Origin of the sequence: Blautia caccae (assembly GCF_040095955.1) — a bacterium.
In the GTDB taxonomy this organism is placed as follows: Bacteria; Bacillota; Clostridia; order Lachnospirales; family Lachnospiraceae; genus Blautia; species Blautia celeris.
In genome coordinates, this window is sequence record NZ_JBBMFP010000034.1 from 18,819 (window position 1) to 36,216 (window position 17,398).

At 44.5% G+C, this 17,398-nt stretch carries 15 protein-coding genes; 12 read left to right on the top strand and 3 right to left on the bottom strand.

Translation table 11 applies throughout. From position 1 onward, the window contains the following. Positions 1-13: 13 nt before the first annotated feature. The 8 genes from WMO65_RS24275 (at position 14) to WMO65_RS24310 (ending at position 10,377) form a co-directional block, all read left to right on the top strand. On the top strand, positions 14-1,714 hold the full coding sequence (locus WMO65_RS24275) for a sensor histidine kinase (protein ID WP_187370577.1): 1,701 nt from the start codon (positions 14-16) through the stop codon (positions 1,712-1,714). 17 nt (positions 1,715-1,731) lie between these two features. Then, on the top strand, positions 1,732-2,466 hold the full coding sequence (locus WMO65_RS24280; RefSeq protein ID WP_054350702.1) for a response regulator transcription factor: 735 nt from the start codon (positions 1,732-1,734) through the stop codon (positions 2,464-2,466). Positions 2,467-2,716: 250 nt separating this feature from the next. Continuing rightward, the gene (locus WMO65_RS24285) at positions 2,717-3,748 is read left to right on the top strand and encodes a LacI family DNA-binding transcriptional regulator (RefSeq protein ID WP_349064698.1); all 1,032 of its coding nucleotides are present in this window, start codon (positions 2,717-2,719) and stop codon (positions 3,746-3,748) included. Between the two features lie 239 nt (positions 3,749-3,987). After that, complete coding sequence (locus WMO65_RS24290; protein WP_227244186.1) at positions 3,988-4,950, top strand: ABC transporter permease; 963 nt, start codon at positions 3,988-3,990, stop codon at positions 4,948-4,950. A gap of 12 nt (positions 4,951-4,962) precedes the next feature. Beyond that, positions 4,963-5,871 (top strand): carbohydrate ABC transporter permease, encoded by a 909-nt coding sequence (locus tag WMO65_RS24295; protein WP_148392458.1) that lies wholly within the window; start codon positions 4,963-4,965, stop codon positions 5,869-5,871. Positions 5,872-5,946: 75 nt separating this feature from the next. Next, positions 5,947-7,533: an ABC transporter substrate-binding protein gene (locus tag WMO65_RS24300; protein ID WP_148392457.1), complete on the top strand. Its 1,587-nt coding sequence runs from the start codon at positions 5,947-5,949 to the stop codon at positions 7,531-7,533. Between the two features lie 128 nt (positions 7,534-7,661). Then, the gene (locus WMO65_RS24305; protein WP_148392456.1) at positions 7,662-9,407 is read left to right on the top strand and encodes a glycoside hydrolase family 35 protein; all 1,746 of its coding nucleotides are present in this window, start codon (positions 7,662-7,664) and stop codon (positions 9,405-9,407) included. Positions 9,408-9,429: 22 nt separating this feature from the next. Further along, entirely contained in the window at positions 9,430-10,377 is a 948-nt protein-coding gene (locus tag WMO65_RS24310) for an AraC family transcriptional regulator (protein WP_103731192.1), read from the top strand. A gap of 311 nt (positions 10,378-10,688) precedes the next feature. Here the strand turns inward: WMO65_RS24310 and WMO65_RS24315 are convergent, their stop codons facing one another. Beyond that, complete coding sequence (locus tag WMO65_RS24315) at positions 10,689-11,861, bottom strand: M56 family metallopeptidase (protein ID WP_033141522.1); 1,173 nt, start codon at positions 11,859-11,861, stop codon at positions 10,689-10,691. A gap of 3 nt (positions 11,862-11,864) precedes the next feature. Further along, a complete protein-coding gene (locus WMO65_RS24320; RefSeq protein WP_148392455.1) occupies positions 11,865-12,257 on the bottom strand; it encodes a BlaI/MecI/CopY family transcriptional regulator in 393 nt (130 codons plus the stop codon). A 201-nt stretch (positions 12,258-12,458) separates the two neighbouring features. Between WMO65_RS24320 and WMO65_RS24325 the strand changes: the two genes are divergently transcribed. From WMO65_RS24325 to WMO65_RS24340, 4 genes are all read left to right on the top strand, one after another. Further along, a complete protein-coding gene (locus WMO65_RS24325; protein ID WP_148392454.1) occupies positions 12,459-13,586 on the top strand; it encodes a hypothetical protein in 1,128 nt (375 codons plus the stop codon). Between the two features lie 114 nt (positions 13,587-13,700). Then, positions 13,701-14,468 (top strand): hypothetical protein, encoded by a 768-nt coding sequence (locus WMO65_RS24330; protein WP_033141518.1) that lies wholly within the window; start codon positions 13,701-13,703, stop codon positions 14,466-14,468. Then, positions 14,458-15,306: a hypothetical protein gene (locus tag WMO65_RS24335; RefSeq protein ID WP_054350716.1), complete on the top strand. Its 849-nt coding sequence runs from the start codon at positions 14,458-14,460 to the stop codon at positions 15,304-15,306. Before WMO65_RS24330 ends, WMO65_RS24335 begins: the two co-directional genes overlap by 11 nt. Beyond that, complete coding sequence (locus WMO65_RS24340) at positions 15,303-15,941, top strand: ABC transporter ATP-binding protein (RefSeq protein ID WP_148392453.1); 639 nt, start codon at positions 15,303-15,305, stop codon at positions 15,939-15,941. The genes WMO65_RS24335 and WMO65_RS24340 overlap by 4 nt, the downstream gene beginning before the upstream one ends. 22 nt (positions 15,942-15,963) lie before the next feature. Here the strand turns inward: WMO65_RS24340 and WMO65_RS24345 are convergent, their stop codons facing one another. Further along, the gene (locus WMO65_RS24345) at positions 15,964-17,340 is read right to left on the bottom strand and encodes an MATE family efflux transporter (RefSeq protein WP_054350717.1); all 1,377 of its coding nucleotides are present in this window, start codon (positions 17,338-17,340) and stop codon (positions 15,964-15,966) included. Between the last annotated feature and the right edge of the window lie 58 nt (positions 17,341-17,398).

Consider the following 17,398-nt stretch of genomic DNA (forward strand, 5'->3'; position numbering starts at 1 on the left):
GGAGAGAACAGCAATGAGGAAGAGATTAAAGGACAGTCTGTGGCTTCAGCTTATCGCGTTCACTGCTCTTATTATGTTCTTTTTACTGGCAGCCTACGCGGTTACCGACAGCTATTCCGGCAAGATACTGCGGGACCGGACCATAGACCTGAATGATAAGATACTGCTCCAGGTAGAAGGAAAAATGGAGGATTTCCATGATACACTGAACCATGTGGCAACATCCATGGCCTATGCGCCCACAACATACGATTATTTTACTATGGACCCGGTGGCAAGAGTCATGGTCTCAGAGGATCTGTCAGAGATATTTTCCAACACGGTTTTACTGGAAAGTGACATAGCCGGGATCTATCTCTATGATACTTCTTTGAATCAGATTGCTGCCATGGGAAAGGCGGCAGATAACCCGGATTTTGTCCAATCGCTGAAGAAGCAGATGGAATTTGGCGATATATTTTATCTGAATCAGGCGGGGGTTCCCTTTTATACGGTTTATTTTCCCGTCTATGATCTGAACAACAGGCAGTACGGCATTCAGACCGGAATGTGCGTTATGATGATGCGGACAGATAATCTGTCCGGGCTTCTGGAGGATTCCCAGGCCACAGAGAATACACAGGTGTTTCTGCTTGACGGAAACAACCAGATCATAGCGTCCAGAGGGAACAACGGCCTGGAAGAACTGGACAGAAGTATGATGAGGAGCACGGACGAATTCTATGTAAAAGTGCGCAGTGTACGCATGGACGGGTGGAAAGTGGTCAGCCGCATACCGGAGAGTGAAATGAACAGCAGCATGGATGACGGCAAGAAATTCGTGACCATAGCCTATGTGCTGGCATTTGCGCTGCTGATACTGCTGGTATGGTTCTGCTATAAGCGGTTTGTGGGGCCTCTTCACCAGGTTGACCTGTTTATCCAGAAGATAGTAGACAGGCCGGAGGAGAGAATGGAGATCGGCAGGGAGGATGAGATCGGCACGGTGGTGCAAAGCCTGAACCATATGCTGGATGCCAGGCAGAAAATGAATCAGGAGATCCAGGAGTCACAGAGGAGAATGTACGAGGCGGAGATCGCCAAAAAGCAGCTTCAGGTCCTGGCTTACCGCAATCAGATCAATCCTCATTTTCTGTATAATACCTTTGAATGCATCTGCTCTATGGCGCTTTACTATGAGGTGGATGACATTGCGGAGATCACCATGGCGCTGTCCAAGGTTTTCCGCTTTGCCGTAAAAGGAGAGAATATTGTCAGTGTGGAGGAGGAAGTCAGCTATATACGGGAGTATGCCAAGATCATAGACTACCGTTTCATGGGAAAGATTGATGTGGACATTGAGATGGAGGATGCTGTGAAGGAAAAGCGGGTGATCAAACTCATGCTGCAGCCTCTTGTGGAAAATGCAGTGTTCCACGGCCTGGAACAGAAGCTGGAGGATGGAGAGGTGAATGTATCCATACACATGCATGGAGAGGACCATATTATGTTTGTGGTGGAAGACAACGGCTGTGGGATTGAACCGGCAAGGCTTGTGTGGATGCGTGACAACCTGGACAGCAGACCCACGGGACAGAAGGGAATCGGGGTGGCCAATATCTATCAGAGGCTGAAACTGTTTTACGGGGATGATGTGGTCTTTCAGATCGAGAGCAGACTGGGAGAAGGAACCAGGATCACAATTATAATACCGGATGAGCTTGAGCCTGTTTGAAGAAAGGAGAAGGGAATATGTACAGGATTTATCTGGCAGATGATGAAACATGGGTAGTAATCGGTCTGAAAAAGCAGATTGAGAAATCAGGGCTGCCGTTTCAGGTGATCGGTGAGGCGAACAATGGGGTGGCGGCCATGGAGGAAATTTTGGAGAAAAAGCCTGACATTCTGATAACGGATATCCGCATGCCGGGACTGAACGGCCTGCAGTTACTGGAAAAGCTCAGGGAAAAAGGAATCGCTGTGAAGGTGATCTTCATCAGCGGCTATGCGGAGTTTGAGTACGCCCAGTCCGCGCTCAGAATGGGGTCTTTTGACTATCTGCTGAAACCGGTGGAACAGGAGAAATTAAACCAGGTTCTGATAAGGCTGCTTGCCGCCTTCAGACGGGAGCGGGGAGAGGAGGAGGAGACTGCCCCGGAGGAACCCATCAACTCCTCAATGATGAATCAGATAATCCGGGAGATACAGGAGAGATATACGGAAAACATCACACTCTCCGGTCTGGCGGAAGCACACGGAATCAGTACAGGCTATCTGAGCAGCCAGTTAAAGGCAGAGCTTGGCCTCTCCTTCTCGGAATACATTACCTCAAAACGTATCCAGAAGGCAAAGGAACTGCTGGCGGATGAAAGTCTCTCCGTGGAGTCCATTGCAGAGCAGACGGGATACAACGATTACTTCTATTTTATTAAAGTGTTTAAGAAAAATACAGGAATCTCCCCCAGCAAATACAGGAAGAATCTGTAGGAATGGACAAATTATGACAATATTTTTACCGGGAACCAAAAAAAGTACCAAAATAAAAAAATATTTACATGTGCATATTGTGATTCACACTTTATAATATAGATAAATCGATTGGTGAATATGACAAAGCAGCAAGCGAAAAGATTTTTCTTGTAGAAATCGGTTTCATATATTATACTGAACATAATATGCCATGGCCCGAAAAGGTATCCGGCAGTTACCTATTAATAATATATGAACAGGTGAGACAATGGGAAAAGAAAGAGTAAGTATGTATCATATCGCAAAGGAAGCAGGAGTATCCCCGGCGACCGTTTCCAGGGTTCTGACAGGCAATGCCAATGTCAGCACAGAAAAGCGGATCAAGGTGGAGGCTCTGATCAAGAAGTATGATTTCCGGCCGAATGCCATGGCGCGCAGTCTGAGCAGTACAAAGACGAAGCTCATGGGTTTCCTGATCCCGGATATCAGAAACCCCTTTTATGCAACACTTGCCGTGGCATGTGAGAGGGCTGCCAACGAGAGAGGATACAGTCTGATGCTCAGTAACTATCTGAACGATATGGAGCTTCAGGAGCAGAACCTGCAGAAGATGATCGAGATGCGGGTGGATGCACTGGTCATGATCGGAGGCAAAGTGGACGAGATGGTATCAGACGAGGAATATGTGGAGAAGATCAACCAGATCACAGACACAATCCCCGTGGTGATCACAGGTAAACTGGACGGCAGTGACTGCTATCAGGTTAATATAGATCAGAAGAAGGCAATGGAGACCGCAATGGAGCATCTGATCTCCTTGGGTCATGAGAAGATTGCCCTCATCGGAGGCCGCAGAGATGTAAATTCCACTTATACGAAACGGGTCACTTACAGAAGCAGCCTGAGAAAGCATGGAATCGAATTTTCCCAGGATGATATTGTGGAGACACCGGAGTATTCCGTAGAGTGCGGACTGCAGGTGATGGATGGGATTTTTGACAGCGGGAAGCCGCTTCCCACTGCAGTTATCGCGATCAACGATTTTATGGCAATGGGCATCGTGCAGTCGATTCGCCGCCATGGGCTTTTAATACCGGAGGATATCTCGATTCTAAGCTTTGACGACACGTTTATTGCGGAGGCCGAGACACCGCGTCTGACAAGTGTGGGATATAATTACGACAGATTTGCAAACACTCTGGTGGATACTGCCATTCTGGCCATAGAGGGAAAGAATCCGCCGAAAATGCAGCTCATACCGCCTAAGCTGATGATCAGGGAGTCCACAGCAGTGAGATAACAGATTAAGAGACAGCATAAGATACTCACCGGATACAGTGGTAAAATAATAATCTTATTGAAACGGGTTTCAACATGAGGGGTGTGAGGTTCGTTGAGTTACATAAAAACATCTGCTGCAAAGGAGCAGTTGTAATAAAAGATAACAAGAACAGGAGGAAATGTACGTGCGTTCAACCTAGAAAAAGCAGTAAATCAGCCATTTATTGAAACCGATTTCAAAAAGAGGAGGAGAATGATGTGAAAGCAACGAAAAATAAAACAGGAACAGCAGTTATGGCGGGCAGGAAAAAGCCTTTCTGGAAAAAGGTAAAAGATAACAGGACCCTGCTGCTGATGTGCCTTCCTGCTGTGGTGTTTTTTATAGTCTTTAATTACTGCCCCCTGCCGGGTGTATACATAGCATTTACAAATTATAATTTCCGTGATGGAATTTTCGGAAGTCCTTTTGTGGGGCTGAAGAACTTTGAATTCCTGATCCAGTCAGGAGAACTGTGGAAACTGACCAGAAATACCCTGCTTTATAATGTGGTATTTATTGTTCTGGGAAATGTGGTGCAGATCACGCTGGCTGTTATGCTGAATGAAGTGCGCAATAAATATTTTAAGAAAGTATCCCAGACGATCATGTTTCTGCCGTACTTTATCTCCGTAGTATTGATCGGAGCCATCGCGTTTAACATCCTGAATTACGACACTGGCGCGCTGAACACCCTGCTCCGCGAGACGGGCGGCGATCCGATCAAGATATACAGTATGGCCGGCATATGGCCCTTTATCATTATTTTCTGCCAGATGTGGCAGCAGACAGGATACGGTTCCGTCGTCTACTTTGCAGCTATCTGCGGAATTGATTCCGGTATGATGGAAGCTGCCGAGGTGGATGGGGCAACAAGCTGGCAGAGGATCCGCTATATCATCCTGCCAAGCCTGAAACCTACCTTTATCATTCTTCTGCTCTTTGCCCTGGGCGGTATCATGAAGGGTAACTTCGGATTATTCTGGAACCTGGTGGGCAATAATTCACAGCTCTTCCAGTCAACGGATATTATCGAGACATTCGTTTACAGGACCATGACGACGCAGAACAACTTCTCAACATCATCTGCAGTGGGGCTGTACCAGTCCATTTTCGGATTTGCCCTTGTTATGTTCAGCAACTGGCTGGTAAAACGGATCGATCCGGATTACGCATTATTCTAGGAGGTGGATTAAGTGCAGAATCAAAATAAGACAAAAATAAAACAGGACACCAGTACCCTGGTTGTGAAAATAATTTCGTATCTGGTGATCACAGCGTTTGCGCTGATATGCCTATTGCCGTTTATTCTTATCATATCGGCTTCGCTGAGCACGGAGAGCGTCATTATGAAGGAAGGCTTTGGCCTGCTTCCGAAAGAGTTTACGCTGGATGCGTACACCTGGGTGTTCCGTTTCCCGAAAATGATACTGGGTTCTTACGCAGTCACCATTCTGCTGACGGTCTGCGGAACCCTGGTGGGGCTGTTCGTCATTGCCATGACCGGATATGCCCTGCAGAGAAAGGATTTTCCTTTTAGAAACGCGATTTCCTTTTTTATCTACTTTACAACCCTGTTTTCCGCAGGTATGGCGCCCACTTTCATCTGGGTATCCAGATATCTGCAGTTAAAGGGAACCTATTTTGCCGTGTTCTTCCAGCTTCTCATGACACCGTGGCTGATCATTCTGATGAAGAACTTTGCAAAATCAGTACCGTTTGAGATAACAGAGTCCGGTAAGATCGACGGGGCCGGGGACTTCAGGATTTTTATTTCCCTTGTTCTGCCCATGCTGAAACCGGCACTGGCGACGGTTGGCCTGTTTCTGGCCCTGGGATACTGGAACGAGTGGTATCTCTCCTCCCTGTATCTGGGTTCAGAGGTAGATTTCAAACCGCTGCAGTATTATCTGTACAATATCATTAACCAGGCAGCCGCGCTTAAGAATTCCATGGCCGGCGCAGCCGTCACTGTTGCGGACCTTCCGTCCAATACGCTGAAAATGGCAACCGCAGTGGTGGCAACAGGCCCGATCATATTTTTATATCCCTTTGTGCAGAAATATTTTATCTCCGGTATCACCGTAGGCGCTGTAAAAGGATGACAGTATTATATGTATGATATGAATTTCCCGTATAGGGATTTATATGAATCAATTATAATAAGTGGAGGATCAAAAATGAGAAAGAATACGACAGTAAAACGTACTCTGGCCCTGACAATGGCAGTATTGATGGGAGCAAGCCTGGCTGGCTGCGGAAGCAAAAGTGAGGGTGCAAGTTCCAAGGTAAAGGAGGACGGAACCATTGACACTTCCAGTCATGAAGTGATCAACATGCTGGTTCTGGGAAACAAGCCGTCCAACGGCAGATGCGAGGAAATGTTAAAGGAACTGAATAAAGTTCTGACCGACAAGGTAAATGCAGAGCTGGAGCTGACTTATGTAGAATGGGCTGACTGGCAGACACAGTATAATACCCAGCTTCTGAGCGGCGATGCCTCTCTTGATATCATCACAACCGCCACAGACTGGCTGTATGGCTGGGAAAACGCACAGAAGGGAGCATTCCTGCCGCTGACAGATGACATGCTGAAGACCTATGCGCCCAAGACCTATGAGCAGGTAGAGGCAGACGGTAACTGGGATATCTGTAAATTAGACGGCGAGATCATGTTCATTCCGGAAGACAACTACACCCAGTATACAAATCATGGAATGATGTACCGCGGTGACTGGGCAAAAGAGGCCGGAATCCCGGATGGCACCATCACAAAATTCGATGAAATGACTACATATTTCAAATGGGTAAAAGAGAACAAACCGGATGTGGTTCCGTGGGATGCGGGAAAGAACAATCTGGGAAGCCTTCTGGAACCTTATATCTTATCAAACACAAATTACCGCCCGCTTGTAGGATGCAATGCAGGAAACTATGAATTCTGGTTCACATCCAAAGAAGATCCGTATATTGTTTCCTCCCCGTATATGGAGGATGACACCATCTATGAAGCAGCAGAGCTGATGAAAGAGTGGAACGAGATCGGTGTATGGCGTGAGGATGCTATGAATTACGACGGGGATACCAGAGTAGAAATGTATGCAGGTACCTGTGCAGCAGACCAGCACCACAGCCAGACCTACTATACACAGGTAAAACCCAACATGGATGTCAAACAGCCTGGTTCTGATGTAAAGATGTATTACTGGGGACAGGAAAACAACAATGTGTCAAAACCCATCAAGACCCACGGTGCGGCAGCCATCAGCGCCAATTCCAAACATCCGGAGAGAGCTCTTATGGTTTACGATCTGCTCCGCAACGATGAAGAATGCTACCGCTACATCAATTATGGTGTGGAAGGAACCGACTATATCGTAACAGATGACGGCAAACTGGCATATCCGGAAGGATGGGATGAGGCCACAGACAAAGTGGATGCAAACTTCTGGTGCGGACGTAACGATGAACTGGAACTGCAGAATGAGAGCTGGTGGGACGGAACCCAGGATATGATCGACAACTACGACAAGATTGCATACGACTATGAATTTGAGAACCTGATCATTGACAAAAACGCCATCGAGACACAGCAGGCAGCCATCGCAAACGTATTGTCCGAATACCTTCCGCAGCTTGGATACGGAAAATATGAGGATCCTGCAAAGGCGATCGACGAGATGAGAGAAAAACTGAAAGCAGCCGGTTACGATGAAGTAAAAGCATCAATCCAGAAAAATATTGATGATTTCAAAGCAGAAAAGTGATAAAATCATAAGCAGGAAGTTTTTGTAAATAAGCATGGGAATACCAATACTGGCGCAGCTAAAAGTGTCCGGCATTTGGCATTCCCATTTGCTGTATGAACAATGCAAAGTTCAGAGAGGAGCAGAAAGTGGAAAAATTTGAGATAAGAGAAGATTTTTATCTGGATGGAAAAAAGATCAAGATCATTTCCGGAGGAATGCATTATTTCCGTGTGGTACCTGAATATTGGAGGGACAGACTGGAAAAATTAAAAGCGCTGGGATGCAATACGGTGGAGACTTACATACCCTGGAACCTGCATGAGAAGGAGAAGGGACAGTTTGATTTTGACGGTATTTTAGATATTACCCGCTATGTGAAGACAGCGCAGGAGCTGGGGCTGATGGTGATATTAAGGCCGTCCCCGTACATCTGCGCGGAGTGGGAGTTCGGCGGACTTCCCTATTGGCTTTTAAAAGAGGACAACATGCGTCTGCGCTGCATGTATGAACCGTATCTGAAGCATGTGAGAGAATACTACGAAAAGCTCTTCCGGGTCATCGCACCGCTGCAGATCACCCAGGGCGGACCGGTGATCATGATGCAGGTGGAGAACGAGTACGGTTACTATGGCGATGACAGGGAATACCTGGAATACATGAAGAATCTTATGATCGACTGCGGATGTGAGGTACCCCTTGTCACATCGGACGGCCCGTGGGGGGATGCCTTTGACTGCGGAAAAGTCGAGGGCGTACTGCAGACCGGAAATTTTGGCTCAAAGGGAAAAGAACAGTTCTCCATTATGCGGGAGAAAATAGGAGACAAGCCCCTTATGTGCATGGAATTCTGGGTGGGCTGGTTTGACAATTGGGGTGTGGAGTGCCACCAGACAGGAGATCTGGAGGAACACGTGAAGGATCTGGATGAAATTTTATCGGAGGGTCATGTCAATATCTACATGTTTGAGGGCGGTACCAATTTCGGTTTTACCAATGGTTCTAATTATTACGATGTACTGACCCCTGATGTAACATCCTACGACTATGATGCGCTGCTGACTGAGGATGGCAGGATCACGCCGAAATACCAGGCATTCCGCCAGGTGATCAGCAAATATGCAGAGGTTCCGGAAGTTACTCTGAGCACAGAGATAAAAAGAAAAGATTACGGTACCCTGAAGGTATCCGGAAAGACAGGTCTCTTCGGAAATCTGAAAAATATTGCAGAACCTGCTGCAAGTGTATACCCCCGGTCCATGGAAAAACTGGGACAGGGATACGGATATATCATGTATGAAAGTCTTTTGAAATGTGAGGGGCCAATCGAAAAAATCCGTCTCTGGGGCGCAAACGACAGGGCAAATATGTTCGTGGATGAGAAGCCGGTACTGACACTGTATGACAGAGAGCTGCTGACAGAATATGAGTTTGAAAGCCCGATACAGAAGGGAGAAAAAATCTCTATTCTCATGGAAAATATGGGGCGCGTAAATTTCGGACCCGCGCTGGAACAGCAGCGTAAGGGGATTGACAGAAGTGTGCAGATCAATGGACACCAGCACTATTATTGGACGGAATACTGCCTGCCCATGGAGGATTTAAGCGGGCTGGACTTTGATGTTCCGGTAAACGAAGGAGAGCCGGGATTCTATGAGTTTACATTTGAGGCGGAGGAGACAGGGGATACCTTCCTTGATTTCTCAGGATGGGGAAAAGGATGTGTTCTGGTCAATGGATTTAATATAGGCCGTTTCTGGGAGATCGGTCCGCAGAAGCGCTTATATATACCGGGACCGCTTTTGAAAAAGGGACAGAATACCATCCTTATTTTCGAGACAGAGGGGAAAGCGCCGGGCACGATCGCCCTTTGCGAAGAACCGGATCTTGGCTGACAAAAAGAGGTGCCTGCAGTAAATGTATTATGAGATCAACGCAAATATCCTGCCTCAGATCCGCCTGGTGGACACAGCGGTATTGGAACCGCCCTATGTGCACAGAAGGCGGCAGCCGGATGAATATATTCTTTATATCATGAAGCAGGGAGTGCTGTATCTAAAGGAAGACCAAAAGGAGTATGAGCTTCGGCAAGGAGACATACTCCTTTTAGATACAGACTTTGTGCATGAGGGGATTAAGGCCTCAGAATGCGAGTATTTTTATATCCATTTCCGCCATCCGCAGATATGCAGAAGGGATGAGGACCAGGAGTTTATGGAAAATCTTCTGGAAATCCGGGGCAGTTGTCTGCAGCAGGACAGCGGTTCCTACAAAAGGTACCGGGATGACTGCCTTTGGCTGCCGAAATTCGTCTCCCTGGGAAAAAAGAGCGGCTATCTGCGGGTGCTGCAGTTGATTCAGGAAGCCATGGAGCAGCACAGGAACCAGATGGAAAATTACAAGACAGCCTGTGAATGCAGGTTTATGGAGGCACTGGTGACAATCTCCAGGGAGGCATTGTCTTCCTGGACGGTCAGGCCCACTCATGGGATTCCATCCTCCTATCACAGAGTCCATGAGCTGCTGAATTATCTCAATGAAAATTACCACCGGCAGATATCCGGTGCAGGGATCGAGGAGGAATTTTCCTGTAATTTTGATTATCTGAACCGGGTGTTCAAAAAGAATATCGGAAAAACTATTTTCGTCTGCCTCAACGAGATACGGATACACCGCGCCATGGAACTGCTCGCAACCACATCCATGAAGATATCCGCTGTGGGATACCGGGTGGGATTCAGGGACGACGGGTATTTTTGCAAGGTGTTTAAAAAATATACGGGGATATCACCGGGGCAGTATGGGACTATGGCGGGGGTGCGGCAGTGTGTGGGGAAGAAGAAAGAGACAGCAGGAGATCGCTGATAAGGCGATGTCCTGCTGTTTATATAGGATTAGTTTTTAAGTTATTCAGCGAGCAGGAATAAGAACTTAACAATGGTATTAAATACGTTCCCAATCACCTAAGGGTTTATTGGCAGAGAAATTATATAATCGCCTATAAATTATATTATTGACTTTTTTATATTGATATCCAATAATATCTTTTTTAGGTAACACGGTACTATCAATTGATGACGCGGTATTTATTGAGAAATCATAAGAAGAATTATTAATGGCGGGGCAAATTGACAAGATAAACATAGAGCTTGTTAAACAAATAAGTATTCTTTTTTTCATTTAAAATCCCCTTTCTCATAAATAGGCAGGTCTTTAAAATCATTTGGAACTTGTGTTAAATCTTCTGTAGTATAAAAATATTCTCCATTAAGATATAAATCAAAAAAATTTCCATTTTTTAAGTAATAAGAGTTGTCCTTTTCTAAATAAAATACATCATCTCCATTCTGGTCGTATTCCGGTAAATTACGCGCTTCAAAAACGAAAGTGAAGGAAAATATGAAGAGTATTACTGCAAATGCAATAAAGGTATTTGACTTTTTTTTATGTTTCCATTTTTCTATATAATAAAATCTTTGCCGAAGGTTCTTTTTATTCGACAAATTACATAAGGCGTAATAAGAAGTTTGATCCATCACTTGTTTTCTGTTACTTTGGGCATGTCTCAATGTTTTTAATATACTGTTGGCGTAGTCAAGTCTGTTTTGGGTTGGAACTATAGCTTCCATTGAATGATCTACATATAATTCCTGAATTTGTTGTAACATGGATGGTAACAAAATGGATACACATACATTCCACCAGTGAATACAGGAAATAAAATCCATAATGACTTTTATCCCCCAGTCCCGATGTTTAATATGTATTAATTCATGTAATAAAACACAGTAAAGTTCCGTTTCTGTAAACTCAATGTTAGGTAGTAATATTACCGGATGAAAGAGGCCGAAAGCAGCAGGGGTGGATATCCCTTCCATTTTGATCACTTCAATGTTATGATTTTTACTTTTAAAAACATTTAGAAATGCTCTTTGATACACCTGGTTGATATTATTTGATGATAATCTGGGCATTTGAGAAATTTTTTGTTTTAAGCGATAATACCCAACGGATTTTTTGATAAATAAGAATGATCCTATAACAATCCACATGATGATTATTAAGTCCAAGACAGAAAAAGAATGATGGTTCTCATAAGTGACAGGGGTCATAATTATTTTCTGTATTGCCGGTATTATCACTAATGATTCATATGTCTTAGTTAGTCCGGGTTTATATATATCCAGTGGAAAACACCCTCTTATGATGGTTAAAATCATTAATATATAAACACTTAGAATCCCCACTTTTTTTAATAAATAGTTCCATCTTAATGCAATGTAAAGGATAATACTGAGAAGGGACATGGATATAGAACACGTTATTAATGCAGGTAACGATAACTCCATATTTTAGCTCTCCTTTGATTTAAGATTATCAAGTAGTCTTTCCATCTCATCTATAAACGCAGCATCTAAATGTTTGCCATTAGCTAGTGTAGAACAGTATTGTAAAATCCCATCTTGAGGGGTGGGACTTTCAACAATCATATGCATTAATTGTTTTTGTGCCTCATAATCTTCTTGTTGTATTATGGGTATATATCCCCTCCCTGTTCTTGTTGCTGTTTTAATAATAGAGTCTACCTTAATATACCCCTTTGATGTAAGTGTTTTTAAAACCTTTACAACCGTGTTTCTGTTCAATTCCGGATTAGTCTTTAAGATGTCAGAAATTACGCAAGGGTGCCCTATACCCCAGATTGTATACATGACAGCTTCTTCTTTTTCAAAAAGTGATATCATATTATCCTCCTTTCCTTATAAGAATAAGATGTATTGCACAAAGTGTCAATATAAATAATTGGCAAAAATGTACAAAGTTTATAAAGGTAATTTGATTACATTATATTAATGTTGACGAGTTGCTATTGATATGGTATTGTCAATACATGATTATATGTAAAACAGATTATTTAATATATTCGAGAAAGAGGGGATTCCATTGTGAAGAAGTTGATTTTAAGATTTATCATATTATATGCGATTTTGGGAGTGGGACTGATTTCTTGTGGCAGTAAGGAACAGCTCTCTTCAGTGGATTCAGAAAAAGAAGCAAAGACAAATGCCAGTCAAGAGTCAAAAAGTGCATTCTTTGATTCATCGGTCACTGCATTCACAAGAAAAGAAGAAAACATCAGTATAGATGCTGATGTGGTGATTCCGGATGCAGTAAAGGAAAACACGGTTTACTGTGCATCGGGAGAACCTCTGCCTTTGAGTGAAATGAGTGAAGAGATAAGAAATGATCTGCTTCCGCCTGATATTTCCCTGCAGTTTGATCATGAAGACGACAGCGCCTTTTTTTCTCTGGAAAATTTAGAGGATATAGATAATGCATTTGTCCTTGCTTATAATAATTCCTGTGAATTTATAGTAAATTCCGGATTATATCAGCATTACTCCAACTGCATTGTCACAGAAACCTTTGCAGAAGAATATAATGCAGATTTATACCAGAAGAAAGAAAATCTGGATTTCATGAGCCAGGCAGATGCTGCAGATACTGTCCGCCGGCTGTTTAAAAAGTATGGCATCAATCTGGGCGAGGTGGTAACTGCTTATGTTATGGATCATGAGACCATGCAGCAGGAAGAGGATACAACAGATATCAGCGGAGAAGCAGACCCCTCCCTGAAAAAAGAATCCTGGTCTTCGGCAGATGATACCTATTATTTTTATTTTCGGCAGGAATATAACGGGATTCCTATTATCTATAATCTTTACACGGGTCAGGGATTTGAAGACGGGGAGGAGGCCACAGTTATGTTGAATCCATCCGGCATAGTAGGGGCTGGTATTCAAGGATGTTATGCGTGGACACAGACGGATGCGGTGGATTTAATATCACTTGATAAAGCGGCCGACACATTTTTTGAAAACTATAAGGGCCTTGTCGGTACCTCCTATGAGGTAAAACGGATTTCTTTCATGATGGATATAATTCCGGGGAAGGATTATACGGCTGAATTAAGGCCGGTATGGGTTTTTGACACGACAGTTTCGGGTGAGGATTATTCTTTTGAAAGTAAAATAGTTATAGATGCTGTGAATGGTCAGGAATTGACAGTTTAACCGGACTGCTCAGTTGGAGGTTGGGGCAGACAGCTTTGGCGGCTTTTGCACTCAACCTCCCGGGCATAGAAGAAATATTTAGAACTCTGGGTTTATATAAAACAGGAGAATTATATGGGAATTTTTCGAATGGATATGAAGAGGGCTTTTCTAAATAAGAGGTTTGTACTGATCGTTCTGGCAGCAGCGATTTTATGGTACTGGAACAGCCGGAGGTTTTTCCTGGAAATGGATGTTTTGGGGATATTCTTTGGAACAGTGGGGCGGAGTACAGTTGTATATATTACTATGGCAGTCTGTAATGGTGTTTATGGATTAAGCGTATGTGAAGATATGCAGGACCATGAAATTAAAAATATACTCTGCAGGGTTTCACTTCAAAAATATGTAATATCCAAAGTATTGGTCTGTGTTATTGGAACTATTGCAGTCTATTGCCTGGGAACTTTTTTGTACCTGGCTTTTGAATTGACCCAGTATCCGCTGGTATCAGACAGCGGCCTGGCTGTGGAAAATTTAAAAGAGATTACAACCTTTGGATTTATGCTTCCTGAGCACACAATGGGATTTATCTTTCTTCAAACGCTGGTGAATGGAATCTGCTGCAGTTGTATGGCGGCGGCATCTTTGGCTTTGTCTGCTTATATACGGGATGGCTTCCTGGTATTGTGTGTACCGCCTGTCTTATTTTTTATCTTGATTTTTGTTTCCAATTATATAATAAAATTTTCTGCAGATGTGGAAAGTATGTTTTGGGTGGTCAGTACCAATCAGCCCTGTACTCTGTTCTTTCTGTATATTGCCATATTTGCACTCTGTTTTTACATAGGTTCCTGCATTTTGTTGTATTTTGGGATCAGGAGGTACGAGTATGAAGCATAGACATCGTATTCTGCGGATAACCAGATATCAGTTAATACAATTGATCCGCAATCCCAGACTATATATGATCGTTATCTGTAATTTCATATTTTTAAGTACATTGATGTCTTCCCTCCGCACATTTTTGGAAATGCATCAGTTGAAAGCAACTCCTTTTTTATTCAGCTTTTTATTTATCCATCCATCGGTTATTTTCTGTTTTCTGGCAGGGGTGGCTCTGTTGTTCAGCAATGCACCGTTTTTTAACCGCTCCCAAATGTTTTTGACCATAAGAACCGGAAAAATCGTATGGGCAATGGGACAGATATGTTATATTGTTTTGGGCAGCGTGTTATATTTTCTTATGCTTTACCTTATGAGTTTGATTTTTCTGTTTCCCCATATTTCATTCAGAAATGAGTGGGGTAATGTTTGGAATACATTGGCACGGACAGATGCGGGACTTAACAGCGGAATCCCTTTGTTGGTGCCTGTAGATATCTTGAATCGGTTTAAGCCTATGGAGGCCCTGGGCTGGACCTGTCTGATGGGAATTTTAAATGCGGTTCTGATTGGATTGGTGTTGTTTTTCTGCAATCTGTTCCTGAGACGTGAGGCAGGGATTGCGGCCGCAATGCTGGTGCTCCTGGCTCCATACCGCCTTTCTTTTATGCCGACCCCTATTCATTATCTGGCAACCGCGGCCTGGCTGGACCCCTCGTATCTGTTTTACAGTCCCACTTACAGAGGCCCTGACGCCATACAGCAAATCCTTATTTTGGGTGTCTTGATCACCATATTGTTCCTGGGATGTATATACGGTATCCTGCACAAAGATCTTCCGGAGGTTGAAGAATGAACCATACCATAGAAGTGAAAAATGTTTACAAATCATTTAAAAATATTGAGGTTCTGCATGATGTCAGCTTACAGGCAGATGCGGGGAGTATTTGCGGAATCATAGGAAGAAACGGCTCCGGGAAGACGGTGCTTTTTAAATGCATCTGCGGCTTTTTGCAGACAGACAGGGGTGAGATACAGATAGAAGGAAAAGCTGTGGGAAAGGACAAAAGTACCCTGTCAAATCTGGGAATCATCATAGAATCACCGGGATTTTTGAGGCATTACAGCGGTTACAAAAACCTGGAATTTTTAATGGGACTGAACGGTAAGGCTGACAGGGAAAAGATAAATGCTGTCTTAGACCTGGTGGGCCTTGCGGAGCAGAAGAATAAAAAAGTCGGCAAATATTCCATGGGGATGCGCCAGAGACTGGGAATTGCCCAGGCCATCATGGAGGAACAGAACATTTTAATTCTGGACGAGCCCATGAATGGCCTGGACAATCAGGGAGTAGAAGATATCCGTAAATTACTGCTGAAATTAAAAGAAAAAGGAACTGCCATACTGCTTGCCAGCCATAACCAGGAAGATATCCGGCAGTTGTGCGACTTCGTATACGAGATGGATTCGGGCCGTATACAGAGAAAATAGGAGAGCCGGCAAAACGGCTTTTTCAGACATGGACCGCGACTGTTTTCGTGGTCCATTTTCTTGATCTCCAGCGTATCAGATATGCGGTGCCCCGGAAAAATTCATCCATGGCAAAGGCAATCCAGCATCCCGTCAGCCCAAGCCCCATGCGGATTCCGAGAATGTAGGAAAATAGAATGCTCATGGTCCAGCAGGATATCATGGACACTGCCATGGGGTAGATCACATCACCGGCACCGCGCAGGGAATTTTCCTCCACATGGTTAAATCCTCTGCCTATCTCCACCAGTATATCGATGAGCATCAGATGCCTGCCCATGGAAATGATCTGCGGGTCTGAGGTAAAGCATCCAAGCAGTGGTTCCGCCAGCAGAAAGATCAGAAAGGACAGCATCACATTGGCGCTTATGGTCAGTTTCAGATTCTGCAGGTTCAGACGGTATGCCTGTTCATACTTCCCCGCTCCGGCAAGCCAGCCGATCATCAGGGAGGTGGACAGCCCAAGACTCATGCCGAACACATATACATAAAAGACAATATTGGATACATAGATTTTGGTGGAAATGGCAGCAACCCCTAAAATGGCGATGATGGAGGTGGAAACCACCTGGGAGAGGTTGTAGGATATGCTGCTGATCCCGCCCGGAACTCCTACCTTCAGCATGGTCACGGCAATCTTCAGAGAGGCAGGGGTTTTCTGTCTGAAATGCAGCCCAAGAGGTATTTTCCGCAGGAAGGTAAGGATCAGGAGCAGTCCGAAAAGCTGGCTGCACACATAGGCGGCGGCAATACCGGTTACCCCTGAGACAGGAAGTTCTATAGGCCGGAAAATGACCAGATAAGCCAGTGCTGCATTCATGCCATTCATGGTCAGGGAGACACAGACAGATATCTTAGGCTTACCGTAGCTTCTGAAAATGCCGGAGATACTGGAGGTCACTGCCTGGAAAAAGGAAAACTGCACCGCAATCCGGAAATAAGTGACCGCATAATCCAATACCTGTCCCTCCAGATGCATAAGACCCAAAAGCGGCTTTGCAGCCAGGGAGAGACAGGTGCCGAGAACAAGGCTCAGGGAACCGCACAGGATAATGGAAGTGAGAGCTGCATCCGAAGCTTTTTCCGTATTTTCCGCGCCCAGATTGTGATTGATCACAATGGAGGCACCTGTGCCGATCACGGTATAAAAGGTGAGTATCATCCCCAGAAGCTGGGTGGCAGAGCCGACGGCAGCCACCGCGTCATCTGAGTAATGGGAGAGCATAAGGGTATTGATGGTGCCCATCATGTTGAGCAGCAGCATTTCCGTAAAAAACGGAACGAAAATACGGGACAGGGTCATCGTGCCCTGGGGTGTCTTCATAATGCTGAGTGTTTTGTCATAATGAAAGAATTTCATGGAATTTCCTTTCTGAAGGCCTTTGGCTGTCTGGCCGCGGGTAACGGCGCAGTCCTGT